12 protein-coding genes are annotated in these 16,967 nt (G+C 69.0%); 5 read left to right on the top strand and 7 right to left on the bottom strand.

The window, feature by feature from the left end:
* The first annotated feature begins 10 nt into the window (after positions 1-10).
* The gene (locus tag KOL93_RS11095) at positions 11-2,047 is read left to right on the top strand and encodes an acyltransferase family protein (RefSeq protein ID WP_221585418.1); all 2,037 of its coding nucleotides are present in this window, start codon (positions 11-13) and stop codon (positions 2,045-2,047) included.
* Between the two features lie 7 nt (positions 2,048-2,054).
* Here KOL93_RS11095 and KOL93_RS11090 read toward each other — a convergent pair whose 3' ends face one another.
* A complete protein-coding gene (locus KOL93_RS11090) occupies positions 2,055-4,103 on the bottom strand; it encodes an acyltransferase family protein (protein WP_221585417.1) in 2,049 nt (682 codons plus the stop codon).
* A gap of 10 nt (positions 4,104-4,113) precedes the next feature.
* Positions 4,114-5,811 carry a glycosyltransferase family 2 protein gene (locus tag KOL93_RS11085; protein WP_221585416.1) on the bottom strand — a complete coding sequence of 566 codons (1,698 nt, stop codon included), beginning with the start codon at positions 5,809-5,811 and terminating at the stop codon, positions 4,114-4,116.
* Between the two features lie 130 nt (positions 5,812-5,941).
* Here KOL93_RS11085 and KOL93_RS11080 point away from each other — a divergent pair, with 130 nt between their 5' ends.
* Both KOL93_RS11080 and KOL93_RS11075 read left to right on the top strand, forming a co-directional pair.
* Entirely contained in the window at positions 5,942-7,024 is a 1,083-nt protein-coding gene (locus KOL93_RS11080) for a glycosyltransferase (RefSeq protein ID WP_221585415.1), read from the top strand.
* 64 nt (positions 7,025-7,088) lie between these two features.
* Positions 7,089-8,903 (top strand): glycosyltransferase family 2 protein, encoded by a 1,815-nt coding sequence (locus KOL93_RS11075; protein WP_221585414.1) that lies wholly within the window; start codon positions 7,089-7,091, stop codon positions 8,901-8,903.
* Positions 8,904-8,970: 67 nt separating this feature from the next.
* Here KOL93_RS11075 and KOL93_RS11070 read toward each other — a convergent pair whose 3' ends face one another.
* The 5 genes from KOL93_RS11070 to KOL93_RS11050 form a co-directional block, all read right to left on the bottom strand.
* Complete coding sequence (locus KOL93_RS11070; RefSeq protein ID WP_221585413.1) at positions 8,971-9,429, bottom strand: acyltransferase; 459 nt, start codon at positions 9,427-9,429, stop codon at positions 8,971-8,973.
* 7 nt (positions 9,430-9,436) lie between these two features.
* Entirely contained in the window at positions 9,437-10,432 is a 996-nt protein-coding gene (locus KOL93_RS11065; RefSeq protein ID WP_221585412.1) for a glycosyltransferase family 2 protein, read from the bottom strand.
* On the bottom strand, positions 10,429-12,339 hold the full coding sequence (locus KOL93_RS11060; protein ID WP_221585411.1) for a glycosyltransferase: 1,911 nt from the start codon (positions 12,337-12,339) through the stop codon (positions 10,429-10,431). Before KOL93_RS11060 ends, KOL93_RS11065 begins: the two co-directional genes overlap by 4 nt.
* Before the next feature lie 65 nt (positions 12,340-12,404).
* The gene (locus tag KOL93_RS11055) at positions 12,405-13,742 is read right to left on the bottom strand and encodes an O-antigen ligase family protein (protein WP_221585410.1); all 1,338 of its coding nucleotides are present in this window, start codon (positions 13,740-13,742) and stop codon (positions 12,405-12,407) included.
* An 8-nt stretch (positions 13,743-13,750) separates the two neighbouring features.
* Positions 13,751-15,226 (bottom strand): O-antigen ligase family protein, encoded by a 1,476-nt coding sequence (locus KOL93_RS11050; RefSeq protein ID WP_221585409.1) that lies wholly within the window; start codon positions 15,224-15,226, stop codon positions 13,751-13,753.
* Between the two features lie 60 nt (positions 15,227-15,286).
* On the opposite strand from KOL93_RS11050, the gene manA reads away from it, so the two are divergent.
* Positions 15,287-16,438 (top strand): mannose-6-phosphate isomerase, class I, encoded by a 1,152-nt coding sequence (manA, locus tag KOL93_RS11045; protein WP_221585408.1) that lies wholly within the window; start codon positions 15,287-15,289, stop codon positions 16,436-16,438.
* A 134-nt stretch (positions 16,439-16,572) separates the two neighbouring features.
* A complete protein-coding gene (locus KOL93_RS11040; RefSeq protein WP_221585407.1) occupies positions 16,573-16,914 on the top strand; it encodes a WhiB family transcriptional regulator in 342 nt (113 codons plus the stop codon).
* The last annotated feature ends 53 nt before the right edge of the window (positions 16,915-16,967 follow it).

Below are 16,967 nucleotides of genomic sequence, written 5' to 3'. Positions count from 1 at the left end.
CGCTCCATCCGTGGAGATTCGTGCGACGCGCGCCTCCCAGGCCAGAGCGCGAATCGGAGAGATCGACGGGCTGCGTGGCATTGCGCTGACGCTCGTCGTCGTCTTCCATCTGTTCGGTCACGGGCGGGTCTCCGGTGGCGTCGATGTCTTCCTGACGGTGTCCGGGTTCCTGCTTGTGCTGTCGCTCGGGCGCGCGCTGGACGCGGGTCGCCCGCTGGGGATCTTCAGTCGGTGGGGGCGCACCTTCGCGCGTCTCGCTCCGCCCGCCGCCCTCGTCCTCGTGACGGTCACCGCTCTGGCGTTCACCGTGTACTCGCCGTGGCTGCTCGAGCAGAACCTCATCGAGGTCGTCTCCGCCGCGCTGTACGTCGAGAACTGGCAGCTGATAACGTCCCAGCTCGCGTACGGCGCGGCCGGGCCGGACACGAGCCCTGTGCAGCATTTCTGGTCGCTGTCGGTTCAGGCGCAGTTCTTTCTCGTCTTCCCGCTCCTGGTCGCCATGCTCACGCTGGTCGTGCGGGCGCGACGCGCACGCGTCATCGCGTTCTGGTCGCTCCTCGCCGGAGCCACAGTATGGTCATTCATCTACGCGTGGCGCGCGAACATGGCGGACCCGCAGGTCGCCTACTTCGACACCTTCGCGCGCTTCTGGGAACTCGGCATCGGGGGGCTGCTGGCGGGTGTGGTTCTGACGCGTCGTTCGCTTCCCGCTCCTGCGAAGCCGCTGACGGGGTGGGCAGGGCTCGCGATGATCATCGCAAGCGGCTTCATCTTCGACGGCGGCGCGATGTATCCGGGCCCTGCCGCGCTGCTCCCTGTCGGCGGAGCGCTGCTCGTGATCCTCTCGACCGCGGGCGGCCCCTTGTCGCCGTCGCGGATGCTGACGAGCGGGCCGCTGCGTTGGCTCGATCGGATCTCCTACGGGCTCTACCTGTGGCACTGGCCGCTCCTCATCGTCGTCCTGACCGTCACACAGCGCGATGTGATCGGCTGGGGCGGAGCGCTCGTGGTGCTCGGGAGCGCCCTGGTCGCGACGCTGCTCACCCGGTGGCTTCTGCGTGCGCCGATGGCGTGGGCGACGAATCCGCGGCCGATGCGGTCGATCTCCCTTGCGGTCGTTGCGATTCTCGTCGCCGCTGTCCCTGCGGGGGCGCTCTACACGCAGTCGACTGTTCGGTCCGATCCCGTCGCCGTCGATGACTGTGCGGGGGCGGCCACGCTCGATCCTGCCCGTCCAGACTGCGCCGACCAGACGTTCGATGGCGAGCTGCAGCCGGCGCTCGAGGACCTGCGTCGAGACGACGCCAACCGGGCCGAGTGCTGGGCGGGCCTCGAAGCCGACACCGTGGAGATCTGCGCGCTGGGAGAGGAACAGAAGTACACGAAGCGCATCCTGGCGGTCGGAGACTCGCACAACAACGTCTTCATCGATGTGTACGAGGAGATCGCCGAGGCTCGAGGGTGGCGGATCGATGCCGCGGGTCGCGCGGGCTGCGCGTGGGTGGCGCCGGAGACACCCATCTACGGGCAGACGGAGGCGGCGCAGCGGGCATGTGTCGACTGGCGCAAGGAGATCGACGAGCGGGCCGCCTCGGGGGACTACGACGCGATCTTCACGACGGCCTCGTCGAAATCGACGTTCAAGCCGGTCGAGCCGGGGCAGACCGGCGAGGAGTACCACGCACGGGTGCTGATGCAGGCATGGTCGAACCGAGCATCGGAGGAGACGCCGATCCTCGCCTTGCGCGACAACCCGATCTTCCCGAAGGAGATGCTCGAATGCCTCGCGGATCGCGCGGCCATCGACGGCGGTAAATGCGCGCTCCCTCGCTCACGGGCACTCCTCGACACGGGTGTGGACGAGGCCGTGCGGGCGACGCAGAATGCGCACCTGATCGACCTCAGCGACCTCGAGTGCGCACTCGACACCTGCTCGATGGTTCAGGGGGGCATCGTCGTCACACGAGACGGGGGGCATCTCACCCGCACATACGCCGCGACGCTCGCGCCCTACCTCGATCGTGAGATGGCGCGCAGGATCGACTGAGGAGCCATCAGCCGAGAGCGGTGCCGAGCTCGCGTGCCAGATAAGGCCCGAGCGTCGATGCGTACGTCGACGTGAGGTGATGCGAGTCGCGGTAGACGACGACGCCCCCGATCACGGCAGGGCACATGCCGTCCGCACAGTAGTACGGGGTGAGGTCGAGAAGCTGCGCATGCGGGTCCTCTGCAACTGCGCGCTGCTTGCCGTCGTCGATCATCGCATGGTCCGCGGGCAGCGCGCAGCGCTCGGCGGCCGTCGAGGGATCGTCGGAGATGCACGTGACGGGGGTCTCGCCGAAGAACGGGTTGTCGCGCAGGGCGAGGACGGGGGTCGCGGGGTCGGCGCGCTGCGCCCAGGCGGACACCATGCCGTCGACGCGCGCCTGCGAGGCGTCCTCTTCACCGGCACGGCTCGCGACGATGTACGCGTCGACATCGTCGGCGCTCTGCACGTAGTGCCCGACCTGAGCTCGCCACTCCTCGCAGGCCTGCGTCTGCTCGTCGGTCGCGAGTGAGAGATCCTCGTCCGTCCAGAAGCAGCCCGCGTGCCCGGCGACATCGATGCGCCAGCCGAGCTGCTCCGCGGCGGCGCGGTACGTCGGGATCATCGCGTTGTTGTGAGAGTCGCCGATCGCGACGATGCGGATATCGGCGGCTTTCGGGCCGAACGAGCACATATTCAGCTCGGTGACGTCGGGCTGCGCCCAGCACTCCACGAGGTTTCCGTCGTCCGATTCGATGTCGGTGAGACCAGGCACGAGCGGAAGGGCGTCGAGTTCGGGGTTCTCGCAGAGGGAGACGGACGGATCCATGGACTCCGCCCCGAAGCAGTCGGGCGGATCCGCGACGAGCTCGGCCGTCACCTCGTCGATGCTCTGCTCCTGAGAGCTCAGCGCAGCGAAGCTGAGCGAGGTGATCGTGAGGACGCAGGCCATGCCCGCGGCGCTCCAGAGGGCGATCGTGCGCGGGCGTCGACGGGCGAGCAGCCGCGGCGAGCTTCGCACCACGTCCTCCACGTACGTGGTCGAGAGCCATGCGAGCAGGATGCTGCCTGCCGCGATCCCGATCTTGTGCCACGTGGTGAGCGGCATGTCGACGATGAACGGCAGAATGACGATGATCGGCCAGTGCCACAGGTAGATCGCGTACGACACGCGTCCGAGGAACGAGACGGGCGCGATGCGCCCCAGCATCTCGAGCGGCGAGACACGTCCTCCCCAGATCACCGCGGCCGTTCCGAGCACGGGGAGGAGTGCGGCGGCACCGGGGAACGGCATGTCTCCGGAGAACAGCATGACGGCCGCCAGGATGCCGACGACGCCGGTGACCGTGACACCGGAGCCGAGCCGAACGCGCCCGTGCTGAGGGACGAACGCGAGCAGCGCGCCTGCTCCGAACTCCCATGCGCGCGTGAAGGTCGAGAAGTACGCCTGGCTGGGCGCCTGCGCGGTCAGCACGACGCCGTAGACGAGCGACGCGATCGTCGCGGTGGCGACCGCGGCGAGGGCCACTCGACGCCAGGAGAGCCGGCGGAACAGCCAGATGCTCCCGACGAGGAGAAGCGGGAGGAGCACGTAGAACTGCTCCTCGGCCGACAACGTCCAGAAATGCTGCACCGGGGACGCCGTGTTCTCGGCCGCGAGATAGTCGACGCTGTCAGCCATCAGGCGCCAGTTCTGCACGTACAGCGCTGATGCGGCGATCTCTCCGAGGAACTGCTTCCAGAGGGACTGCGGAACCCACACGATGACCGCGATGGCCGTGGCAGCGAGCACGAGAAGCGAGGCCGGAAGGAGACGCGCCGCGCGCCGCGCCCAGAATGACGCGAGCGCGATGCGCCCCGTCTTCTCCCGTTCACGGAGGAGATGGGAGGTGATCAGGTACCCGCTGATCACGAAGAAGACGTCGACGCCGACGAACCCGCCCGGCAGCCGGTTCGGCCACAGGTGATAGACGAGCACGCTCATCACCGCGAGCGCGCGGAGCGCCTGGACGTCGGCGCGGAAGGCGCCGGAGCGCGGTGAGATGAGTCGCGAGAGGGGAGACGCGGGGGTCGTCATCCGCCCCGGGTCAGCGCGCGATCAGGCGCTGGAGCGCGCGGACGCCTCGGGCGGGGAGGCCACCGAGGATGCGGTTCAGGCCGCGCACGGCGCGCCCCACGACGCCACCCGACATCGCGTTGATTCGACGAGCCGTGAGGCGTGCGACAGATACGCTGCCCAGGTCGCGCGCTTCCGCTTCGGCGGCTTCTGCCCGCTTGCGCATGCGCCACAGGTTCTTCTCGAGCTCCGCGATCTTCGGGTCGATCCGGACGACCTTGCGGTCCAGATCCTCGACCTCGCGCAGGTCGCTCACGTGCGCCGCATCGCTCGCAGCCCACTCGAAGCCGGCGATCCGCCCCACGACGTCCTCGAGCGAGCGCTCGTCGGTCACGTACTTCTTCGCCCGTGCGACGACGGCCGCGTTCCAGATCGTGACCGCGTCTTCGTTGTCGTGCCCCGGCGTGAAGAAGCGAATCGCTCCGAGCCAGGGCTTGTCCATCTGGCGATACATCTCCTGGATGCTGTCGCTCTCGAGAGCCGCCGTGATCGGCATATCGATGCGGAACGGGGCGGGGAACACCGTCTCAGGGGTCTCCTCCGCGAAGATCACGCGGTTGTCGCTCCGGAACCACTCGTGGACGAGATACAGCTCGTTCATCGGGTCCGCGAGCATCCGGCGACGACCCTCGTGCAGTTCGCCCCAGGGACCGACGAGCACGACGTGCACGTCGGTCTGGGTGTTGTTGAGGATGCGGTCGACCGCGGGGCGCGCCCACTTCGCCGTCTCGGGCGTCACCTCGGTGACGACCTTGACGAGCGGAACCTCCCAGATGCGGTTGTCGGCCTTGCGGCGGTATCGGGGGATCGGCATGCGCTGCGCGAAGTGCACATCGTTGTGCCAGGCGACCTGCGCGCCCTGGTGCTGCACCGTTCCCGGGCCCATATGCCACGCCAGCGCATCGTGCGCGGGGATGAAGACGGCGCCCGCCTGCCACAGCTGGTACGCGATCTCGGTGTCCTCGCCCAGGTGCAGGCGGGTGTCCTGGCCGAATGTCCGGTCGTAGACCTCGCGCGTCACGGTCGCGCAGGCTCCCATGTGCGTGGAGTAGTTGCGCCCGTTCGACTCGTTGAGGTCGTCGGTGTTGCGGTAGATCTCCTTCGACCAGTGCTCGTGCAGCGTGCTCCGGTCGTAGTCGTCGGCGATCGTGCCGTCGAGGACCTTGGCGTAGACCTGCTCGGGCGTGTAGTCCCACTCCTCGATGAAGCCCTTGTCGCCGATCGTCGCGGCCTCGGGGATGAAGTGCGCCCACTTCGCGTGCTGGCGCACGTTGTCGCGGAACAGGATCATGTCGGAGTCGACCCAGTAGATGATGTCGCCCGACGTGGCCTTGATGCCGATGTCGGTCGCATTCGAGCGGCCCCAGCCGTCATTGACCTCGTGCACGCGGATGAGGCGCGTGTTCGGGTGCGCGAACTCGCCGATCTCGACGGGCTCCTCGCCGCCGCCGTCGTCGAGCACGACGACCTCGAGCAGGTGCTCCGGGTAGTCCTGGGCGGCGAGTGACGCGAGCGTGTACTCGAGCGTCTTGCTCTTGAACGCCGGGATCACGACCGACACCGACAGCGTCGGCTCCCAGCCGTCGGGCAGGGTTCCGTCGAAGACGTCGCGCCAGCGGTTGCGGAAGACGACATCGGGCGCAGCAATGCGAGGCTCGGCAGGAATCACCGGGGCAGTCTAACGGGAAGATAACGGTGCGATCACAGCGGACACGGACCCGTGCGGATCCTCTCAGGTGGTGCGAAGAAAACGTGGGCTCTGCCCGGGCACCCGAAGGAGCTCCGACTAGACTCGGCCCATGCCCTTCGCGCCCTCCGATCGACGTGTGTTCAACTACCCGGGCTGGCGCGACAACGCCTACGTGCAGCTGCTCCAAGCCGTTGCCATCGAGCGCGGGTTCGAACCGACGGGGCACACGACGTTCACGGAGACGCTGGTCGAGCTCACGAGTCCCGAGCGTCGCGGCGTCGTGCACATCCAGTGGCCGTCGCCCGTCACGGAAGACGCCGACGACGCCGTCGACGCACGGCGCCGGGTCGATCTCTTCCTCGATGCCCTGCGCAGCGCGCAGCGCTGGGGGCGACCGATCCTCTGGACGATTCACAACGTCCTGCCGCACGACACGCGCTTTCCGCGCACGGCGATCCTCCTGCACAGCGAGCTCGCCCAGATCGCCGACGCCGTGCACGTGCTGACCGCCCACACCGTCGAGGCCGCGCGCGACACCTACGAGATCCCGGCCGACAAAGTCATCGAGATCCCGCACTCCAGCTACGCGGGCGTCTACGGATCCCCGGTCTCCCGCACGGCGGCGCGTACGGAGCTCGGATTCGGCGACGAGAAGACGGGCGTGCTCTTCTTCGGGTGGATCCGCCCCTACAAGGGCATCGGCGACCTCGCCGACGCCGTCACCCTGGCGAGCGACCACGGCGCCGACCTCGAGGTGATGCTCGCGGGGCGTCCGCTCGGTGCCGTCCAGCATGACCTCGCCCGCATCGATGGGGCCGGCGCCACCGTCACGCGTCATCTGCGTCGCGTCCTCGATGTCGACGTGCCCGTGTGGTTCAGCGCCGCCGACGTGCTGGTGCTGCCGTACCGGGAGATGCTCAACTCCGGCACCATGTACCTCGCGGCCACCTACGGCCTGCCGATCATCCTCCCCGATGCGCCGCACCTCGTCGACGCGCTGGGCGGCGAAGAGTGGATCCGGTTCTTCGACCGCGACGATCCCGCCGCGTCGATGGCGGCGCTGCTCGAGGACCCGTGGTTCCGCAGCGACGCCGCGCGCGGCGCGGCGCGCGCATTCGCCGACGCGCACACGCCGCGCGCCATGGGGGAGGCGTACGCCGACCTGCTCGAGCGACTCGTCGACGCGCGCTGACAGCGCACCGATCACGGACGGGTAACCTTTGGGAGGCCTGTCACTAGATCTCTGGGGGTTCTGCATGCTGCGTTCCGGTCGCGACGCACTCACGCACGATGATCGCGCCGACGCCATGTGGCGGCAGGATGTGCCCGCGCCGCGTCTCGAGACCCCGGCCGATGTGACGCGCGCCGTGCAGGTCGACACGTCACGCACGTCTCCCGTGCGACTCGAGGTCGCCGACGCCGACATCCTGCGCCGCCTCGCGCTGCCGAGGGATCCGGTCGTGTCGACGACCGATCTGACGATCGTCCTCGCGCACTGGGAGGCCCCGGTCCCGCGCTGGCGCGGCCGGCTCGGTCAGGTGCGGGCCCTCGGCGGATTCGACGTGCGATTCGACCAGAAGCGCGGCCGCGCCCACGCGCGCCTCACGACGACCGAACCCACGACGATCACGGAGCTCGCCGCCGCACTCCTTCCCGTCTTCGTGCCGAACGCGCCGTACGCCGGCGCCGGCTTCCCCCTGATCGCGCTCGCGGAAGGGGCCGGCGACGAGGCGCTCGCGCTCCTCCCGACGCGCACGGCGCCCCCGGTCGAACCCATGGTCGATCGACTGCAGGGCGTCGGCCTGCGTCGTGCGGACGTGCTGATCGGGGGGCCGCGCCGACTCGCTGACGAGCTCGCGACGCACCACCTCACGACGCACGACGCCGGCTACGCGCATCCGCGCACCGAGCTGCCCGTCATCGATCTGCACGTGCACAACCCGATCGGCCGCGAGCTGCTGTTCCACCCGTCGCCGCCCGCGCGCCGCTTGGCCGTCGACGGACGCCGTGTGCGCATCCTGCCGGTCGACGCGGGGAGGGGCAGCACGATCGAGTTCGACGCGCAGGAGCCCCTGTCCGCCGCCGATGTGCGGGCGCTGCGCCGCGTCGAGAGCATCGACCTCTCGAGCCTCCGTGCGCTCCCGGAGGGCCTGGCGGCGCGCTTCGCGGAGATCATCGCGACCGACACGATCCTCCACAGCCTGCCCAAGCAGGTGCGGATCCCCGAGGAGGCCCTCGCGCCCGAGATCACGGCGATCATCCGCCGCCCGTATCGCCAGCAGATGGGTCTCGAGCGCGATCTCCGCGCCGTCGAGCCACGCCGCGTGGCGATGCGCGAGCACGGCGGATTCTTCCGTCTGGCGAGCGCGGTGAGGGAGACGACGGGATACCGCTACCTCCCGCGCGTCAGCGTGATCCTCTCCACCATGCGGCCCGATCTCGTCTCCGGCGTGCTCGAGATGATGGCGAAGCAGACCTACCGGGACATGGAGGTCATCGTCGTCGTGCACGGCGTGCCGGCCCCCTCCCTCGAGGGCGCGGACCTGCGCGGCCTCGACTACACGATCGTCGAGGTCCCGAGCACCGTACTGTTCGGGGCGGCGCTCGCCGAGGGCGTCCGGCGCTCGTCGGGCGACCTCATCACGAAGCTCGACGACGACGACTGGTACGGCGAGCACCATGTGCAGGACCTCGTGCTCGCGAGCCTCTACTCGCGCGCGGACATCGTCGGCAAGACGACCGAGTTCCTCTACTTCGAAGAGGTGCACCAGACCGTGCACCGCACGTTCGCGACCGAGCGCTATCACGACCAGATGGCCGGGGGAGCGATGATGCTGTCGCGCGCGGCGTTCGATGCGCTCGGCGGCTGGCGCCCCACGCCGAACTCGACGGACCGCTCCGTGCTCATCCGCGTCGAGACACAGGGCATGGTCGGCTATCGCACGCAGAGCCTCGGATACATGTACATCCGCCACGCGTCGAAGCACACGTGGGAGCGCACGGCGAGCCAGCTGGTGCAGGGATCCTTCGAGCAGTTCCGCGGCTGGCGCACCCCCGAGGTGGGGTACTGAGGGGAGCCGCCGATCTTGGCGACGCTCTCCGCATGAGGGAGCGCGGGCGAGAATGCCCGCAGCGTTCCTACTTCCCGAGCTTCTTGACGACCTTCGCCGGGACGCCCGCGACCACGACGTCGTCGGGCACATCGCTCGTCACGATCGAGCCCGCCGCGACGATCGAGCCGGCGCCGATGGTGACGCCGCCGAGGATCGTCGCGGAGGCGCCGATCCAGGATCCGTCGCCGATCGTGATGGCGTCGTGCCGCACGGCGCCCGCGCGCTTGTCGTGCGGGCCGATGTCATGCGTGTCGGTGACGACGCGGACGAACGGGCCGATGTTGACGCGATCGCCGATCGTCGTCTGCGGGCGGATGTACGCGTCGCGGTTGATGAAGACGTCGTCGCCGATCGTGACCGGCGCCATGATCTCGGTCCCGCGGTAGAAGTTGGCGCGATCCCCGATGCGGATCTCGTTCTTCTCGCCGTGCAGGAAGCGGACCTGCTTGTGGATCCGCGCGTCGTCTCCGATGGTCAGCACCATGTCGGCCTCACTCCGCCGCCGCGAGGGGCGGCATCACCTCGAACTCGCGATCGGTCGCGATCGTCCAGCCGTCGCGCATGCCGCGCCAGAGGTTGCTCCACCCCTTCGACGTGATCCTCCGCTCGACGAGCGTCAGGCGGATGAGCTCCTTCATGAAGGTCGCCGCCGTGCCGATCGCGAAGCGCACGGCTCGGTAGTCGCCGTTCGCCTGGTAGTAGTGCTTCATGATGCCGCGATTGCGCATGATGTAGTACCGGTACATGTCGCTCGACGCGTTGAGATGGCGCGTGCCCATGTCCCACTGCTTGATCTCACGCGTGCGCTGCAGGACGAACTCGTCGACGATCGCGCACGGCGTGTGGAGCGACGCGAGGTAGCCGTAGACCGTGTCGTCCCAGTAGATGAAGAAGCGAGGGTCCGGCAGACCCAGCTTCGCAACGAGATCGCGGTGGATGAACATGCCCTCGAAGCACCCCGAGTTCATCTCGCGGTAGCCCGAGCTGTCGAAGCCTGCGGGCGCGAACGGGATCGGGATGCCCAGCGACGTCGACACCCGATACTGCCAGTAGAACTCCGAGCCGTCGTAGTCGTAGCGACGCCCCTGCACGTGCTGGAAGCGAGGCGTCCAGGCGCCCATCTTCGCGAGGCCATCGGGGAGCACCTCGACGTCGTCGTCCATGAGCCAGATCCACTCGGATCCCAGCTCGTAGGCCGTCTTCATGCCCTCGCTGAATCCGCCGGACCCGCCGGTGTTCTCGTCGAGGCGGCGATAGACGATCTCGGAGCCGATCTCGTCGCGGAAGCTGTCGACGACCGCGGTCGTGTCGTCGGTCGACGCGTTGTCGATGATGACGACGTGTCCCGGCTTCGGATCCATCCGGACGACCGACTCCAGCAGGCGCGAGAGCAGGTGGGAGCGGTTGAACGTGACGGCGACGATCGTGGCCTGCGCGGGGTCGAATGGAGTCGTCACAGCGGTGTCCTTCGTGCGGGTGCGGGTCATGTCGAGGCCTCGAAGGTCGTCTTCCAGGCTTCCTCGGAGACGAGGCCGGGGAGGGCCTCGCGGTACTCGCGGGACAGCCGCGGCCACTCGCGCCTCAGCCGGCGGTGCAGGCGGATGGAGTCGAGCAGCATGCGACGGAACGCGCCGCGATCGCGCGTGTAGATCTGCTTGCCGGATCCGTCCGCGGCGCTCACGAGAGCTGAGTCGTAGTGCGGGACGCGCCACCAGTGGGCGTCCTCCTTGCCGAACTCGACCTCGGGCGTCTCGACGTTCTCGGGCGCGGGCTTGTGCAGGAGGTGGCTGAGCAGGGCCGTCGCCGTGAAGACGCGCAGGCGCAGCCCGGTCGGATTGTCGAGATCGTTTCGGCGACGCAGGGTGAACACCATGCGGCCCCTGCGGGAGTGCAGCACCTCGTCGGGATCCTTGTGGACGACGGTCTCCGGGTACTCCTTGGCGAGTTGGCGTGCCTCGGGCATCCGCTGCGCGAGCGTGCGCCGCATATGCGACGGGCCGCTGAGCACGTCGCGCAGAGCGCGGTTGCGCAGCGCGACGGGGTAGTACTGCATCATCATGAGGTGCTTCAGGTCGACGCGCCTGCTGTGCCGCAGGAGCGTGCCGCCCCCGGGTCGGCGGGAGTGGAGCAGGCCTGCGACGATGCGGTTGCGCGCGTGGTAATACGCCTGCCAGTCGATCGCGTCGTCCTTGCCGACCCAGGAGACATGCCAGAGCGCGGCGCCGGGAAGCGACACGGTGGGGAACCCGGCCTCGCGTGCACGGAGGCAGAACTCGGCGTCGTCCCACTTGATGAACGCGGGGAGCGAGAGCCCGACCTCCTCGATCGCCGCCTTCGGGATGAGGCACATCCACCACCCGTTGTAGTCGGCGTCCATGCGCATGTGCAGGAGCGGCGACTGGCGCAGATTGGCCTCGCGGAAGTCGTGCGGCATCTTCTCCTGGTAGAGGCTGCGCCACATGAACGGCTTCTCGTCGACGACCTCCGCCCAGGCGTGCAGACGCGGGCGATCGAGAAGATCGAACATGTGGGCGCCGACGAGCACGGGCTTCGTCGCGAAGCGGCCGAAGACGATCGCCCGTCGGATCGACTCGGGTTCGATCCGCACGTCGTCGTCGAGCAGCTGCACGAAGTCGCTCTCGTCGCGCTTCAGCGTCTCGGACATCGCACGGGCGAAGCCGCCGGATCCGCCGAGGTTCGGCTGCGTGATGAGCTGCAGCTGCTCGCCGAGGGCTCCGGCCACCGCGGGGTAGGCGTCCTGTGCGTCGACGCGATCGGTTCCCTGATCGACGAGGAAGATGCGGTCGACGACGTCGAGCACGCCGGGGCTCGCGGCGAGGGCTTCGAGCGTCTCGACGCAGTAGGTCGGCTTGTTGTACGTCGTGATGCCGAGCGATGCCTTGCCTGTGCGCGCGGGCTCCTGGTCGGTGGTCCATTCCGCGCCCGCGAGGAGGACCGGCTCGCGGTCGGAGACGATGTCGAACCAGATCCAGCCGCCGTCCGAGAACTGCGTGAGCGCGATGTCGAAGGTCGACTCGGTCGCGCCTTCGACCTCCGCCGTGTCGATGCGCTGCTGCACGCCGGATCCGTTGGAACGGTAGACGAGCACGGTCGCGGGGCCCTCCGTGCGGACCGTGAGCCGGACGCGGCGCACGCTCGTCCAGTGCTGCCAGTACGAGGCGGGGAACGCATTGAAGTACGTCGCGAGCGACGTGCGGTCTCCCGCGCGCACGCGGATGCTCTCCCGGGAGACGACATCGCCGATGTGGGCGTTGTCGGTCACGCGCACGGGCTTGCCGTCGATGGTCGACCAGATGTTCGCGTCGACGTAGAGCGGCAGAAGGTCGGGGTCGCGGTCGGTGGGGAAGACCACGTTCTGCAGGACGAACGACATAGATGAAAACTCCGACGGGTTCGGTGGGGCGGCGCTGTGCTCGTCGCGGCAGAGCCGCCATGAGCCTACCCGGCGGACCCCCGGGGCCCCTGAGGCCGAGCCGACGGCGGCGGGATCGGCGCCGCCGGGTCGATGCGCGTGCGCCAGGAGCGCTCCTGGCCTGCGCGGACGGCGCACACGACGAGCAGCATCCAGCCGAGGTCGGTCAGCGTGTAGCTCTCGAAGACGGAGACGACGAGCAGGACGATGAGGGTGAGGGGCAGCCAGGCGTAGACGACCGACCGGCGATCCGCGGCGGCGAGCCATGCGCGCACGAGAGCGAGGACGCTGAACGCCGCGAACAGCAGGAAGCCGACCCACCCGAGCTGCAGGAGCACGTCGAAGTACGAGCTGAGCGCCGAATCGTTCGGCCAGCCGAGCTGCCTGTTGATGATGTTCGTCGGGAACGGCTCGCCCTCCCAGGTGCCGAAGAAGCCCCAGCCGTTGACGGGCCGTGGGCGCACCCACTCGATCAGCGCGTTCCAGAGATCGGCGCGTGCGGCGAATCCGGAACGCGCCGCGAAGAAGTGGATGATCTGGTGCCGCAGCACGAACGCCGCCAGGAACCCGATGGCCGCGACGATCGCGATCGCGATGTGCACACGGCGGCGTCGATCGCGGGGCGTGCGGCGGGCGATCGACAGCGCGAACTCTGCGAGCAGCAGCATGACGACGAGCACGAAGGCGACGGGAGAGCCGGACAGCACCGTCAGCGCACCCGCGAGGACGATCGAGTAGATCGCGACGTGGCGGGCGACGGCGCGGGCGCGCCACTCGATCGCGAAGGTCACGAGTGCCAGGACGGCGACGAAGCCGAGGAGATTGCGGGATCCGAAGAGACCCTGCACGGGGCCGCCGTAGGCGAGAGCTCCTCGGATGCCGAGTCCCTCGAGCGGCGCGTCGATGACGATGCCCATGAGGACCTCGATCGCGAGTGACGCGGTCAGGAGCCATCGGAGCACGTCCCCCATGGCGCGCGCGATCTGGAGGGTGTCGCGGATGTGCGCGATCGTCACGGCCACGACGGCCCAGCCGAAGAGCGACAGCCAGGCGCTGAGCGTTCTCCCGTGCGTCCCATCGAGCGACCATGCGAGGCTGGCGAGCGCCCATGCGGCGTACAGCACCAGGGTGGTCGGAGCGAAGCCGACGAAGGACAGCTCGTCGCGGCGGAGGGCGAGGATCCCGATGCCGATCGCCGCGAGGCCGGCGACGATCGTCGCGAGCGTGACGGTGTCGTTGATGCGGTGGATCGCGGTCGTGAGGAACGCGAAGCTGAGAGCGGCGAGCGTATACGCGCGCGCGAAACCCGCCGACCGCAGGAGGTCGGCGAGAGCGGTCGAGGCTGCGCGGCGCATCGAGGTCATGTCGTGTGTCAGTCCTCGGGCAGGACGGCGGGAACGGCGGTGCGGGGGACACCGCGGGTGCGGCGCCTGCTTCCGATCTCGGCGTCGACGTCCGGATGCGTGAGGACCGGCCGCACCTTCATCTTGCTGACGAACATCACGAGCAGGAGCCAGCCCCACAGCATGATCGGGTTCGACTCGGTGAGGCCCTGGGTCAGGAGCGCCCAGATCACGAGGAGCGGAGCCAGGGTGAGCGGGGAGAACGGGTGATCGTCGTGCGCGTCCCACTTCGGGCGGTCGACGGCGAAGAACCACGCGCGCCACACCGCGGATCCGTACACGGTCGCCATGACGACCACCCCGACGGCGCCGAGCTGCAGGAAGACGTCGATCCACATGTTGTGGGCCTGGAACACCGAGATGTCGTGATCGACGATCCAGCCGTCGAACGCGGGGTCCCAGGGAACCCACGGCGACGAGAATCCGTGGCCGAAGACGGGCTGCGTCGCCGCGCGCTCGACCACGGTGCGCCAGATCTCGTCGCGGCCCGTGAAGCCGCCGCCGCGTCCGAGGAGCTCCAGCACGTGATCCCACATCAGCCAGACGATCGCGACGCCGGCCAGCCCGACGCCGGTGAACAGCGCGTAGACCCGCGTGCGGCCACCCGGCGTCGTCTGCTGACGCATGATGAGCGCGACGAGCAGCACACCGCAGACGACGGCGCCCGCGATGAAGGACGTGGCCGATCCGGCGCGGAAGAGCAGCCACGCGGCGATGACGATCCAGAAGGTCCGCATCGCGATGCGCTCGCCGGACGCTCGCTCGACGATGCCCGTGCGCAGCCGCACGGCGAAGATGATGAGCGCGATGACGCAGAGCATGCCGAGCAGATTCGAGTTGCCGACGATCCCCTGGATGCGGGGGCCGACGAGCAGGGCGTCGAACAGATTGCCGCGCACCCAGTACCAGTGGGCGTCGGGCGGACCGTCCACGGGGAAGAAGTTCGGCAGCAGCGGGTGGCCGACGATGAGCGCCACCCACGCCTCGAAGAGGACCGACAGGCCCAGGACCCAGCGGAGCGCGACCTCGAGTCCGCGGATGATCTCGCCCCAGGTGAGCATGTCCGCGAGGAAGAGGCCGTGCAGCGTGACGCCGGCGAGCGTCGTCCATGTGAGGAGCGTGGCGGTGTGCCAGTCGGACCAGGCGAGAGAGACGAGCGCGAGCGCGACGTAGCCGAGCGCGACCCACGGAAGCCGCCGCCAGGGGTAGGCGCGAGCGCCGCGCCGGCGCGCGAGCTGCGGCACCCAGATGGCCAGCGTCGCGAGGAGCGTCGACCCGAGGAGCAGACCCGCGCCGATCGCGCCGAGCAGGTTGTACCACCACGAGTATGCGAGCGCGGAGAACAGCACGAACGTCGCGTACGCGCGCAGTGCGAGGTGAGACGTCGCCTCACGTTCTGGCGCGCGGTGCGGAGGGGCCACCGGGTGGCGGGAGAGCTGCGCCATGCCCTTCAGACTACGGTGCGTCGCGCGAGGAGGAGTCGTGCCCCGACCTAGTCTGAGAGCATGCTGGTGCCGCTGACGAACACTCCCCGCGCCTTCGACTGGGGATCCCGCTCGCTGATCGCCGCTCTCGAGGGACGCGGCCCGGCCGAGGGTCCCGAGGCGGAGGTGTGGTTCGGCGACCACCCATCGGATCCGTCGGACGTGCAGGACGGCTCCGGGCGCACGCTCGATGCGTGGATCCGCGAGGAGGGCGTCGACGTCGGCCCCGGTGGCCGCCTTCCGTTCCTGCTCAAGCTGCTGGCGGCGGGTCGCTCGCTGTCGATTCAGGCGCACCCCACGAAGCAGCAGGCGGAGGCGGGGTTCGCGCGCGAGGCCGTCCTTGATGCGGATACCGTGCGCAACTACGTCGACGACAACCACAAGCCCGAGATGGTCGTCGCGCTGAGCCCCACGTTCGTCGCGCTCTGCGGTCTGCGCGAGGTGCCGGCCACCCGCCGTCTGCTCGAGGCCCTCGGGACGGCCGCCGCGCCTCTCGCCGAGCGGATCCAGGACGAGGACTCGCTCGTCGATGCGGTGGGCTGGCTCCTCTCAGGGCGGGCGCAGGGCGTCGTCGACGAGATCACCGCGTCGCTCGCCGATACGCGCTCGACGGAGTTCGCGGCCGACCTGTCGAATGCCCGCCGCAATGCGGCGGAGTTCCCCGGGGATCCCGGTGTGGTCGTCGGCCTGCTCATGAACCTCGTGACCCTCCACCGCGGCGAGGGGCTCTTCCTGCGGGCCGGGCAGCTGCACGCCTATCAGAAGGGCCTCGGCGTCGAGGTCATGGCAGCGAGCGACAACGTGCTGCGCGGCGGCCTCACGCCGAAGCACATCGACGTCGATGAGCTCTTGAGTGTGCTCGAACGCCGTGCCGGCGAGGTCCCTGTCGTGCTTCCTGCCGCGTTCAATGGAGCGAGCCACGGGATCGACGAGTATCCCGCCGACATCGACGACTTCCAGCTCCTGCGCGCGGTCGTGTCGGAGGATCGGACGGCGACGTTCGTCCCCTCCGGTCCCGTCATCGCGCTCTGCGTCGACGGGGAGGTCGACGTGACCGCAGGAAACGATTGCGTCTCGATCGCCGCCGGTCGCGCCGTGCTCGCCACGCCCGGCGAGGCCCCTCTCGCCCTCTCTGGCGCGGGAGAGATCTTCGTCGTCCAGCCCGGCGTGTGACACGCCGACATCCCCAGAACCTTCGATCCGGGGATGAGGGCATCTACTATCTGCGACTTGATATTCGCGAACCACACGGGTGTAATTACCGAGGGAAGGTACCTGAACCAGGACTGACCGAGGGGGAGAGCACCATGACCGCACCGTTCTATCGTTCCGAGGCGCCGGCGAACTGGTTCGTCGACCCTGTCGAACTCGGCGTTCCCGGCGTCCGCCCGGCGAGCGGCGCGGAAGACGACGGGGCGCTTTCGTGGCAGACGGAGGCGCTCTGCGCGCAGACCGATCCCGAGGCGTTCTTCCCGGAGAAGGGCGGCTCCACGCGCGACGCCAAGCGCATCTGCGAGTCGTGCGACGTGCGCGGCGAGTGTCTCGAGTATGCGCTGAAGAACGACGAGCGCTTCGGCATCTGGGGTGGGCTCTCTGAGCGAGAGCGTCGCCGCATCAAGCGCGCCCAGCAGGAGCGCCGGGCCTCCTGAATCTCCGCCCCGCTGCGGGCGTGTCTCTGAGCCCGTCGTGATGGACGCCGCTT

The organism is Microbacterium salitolerans, assembly GCF_019720895.1.
Classification (GTDB): Bacteria; Actinomycetota; Actinomycetes; order Actinomycetales; family Microbacteriaceae; genus Microbacterium.
This window is presented reverse-complemented; position numbering and strand designations above follow the sequence as displayed.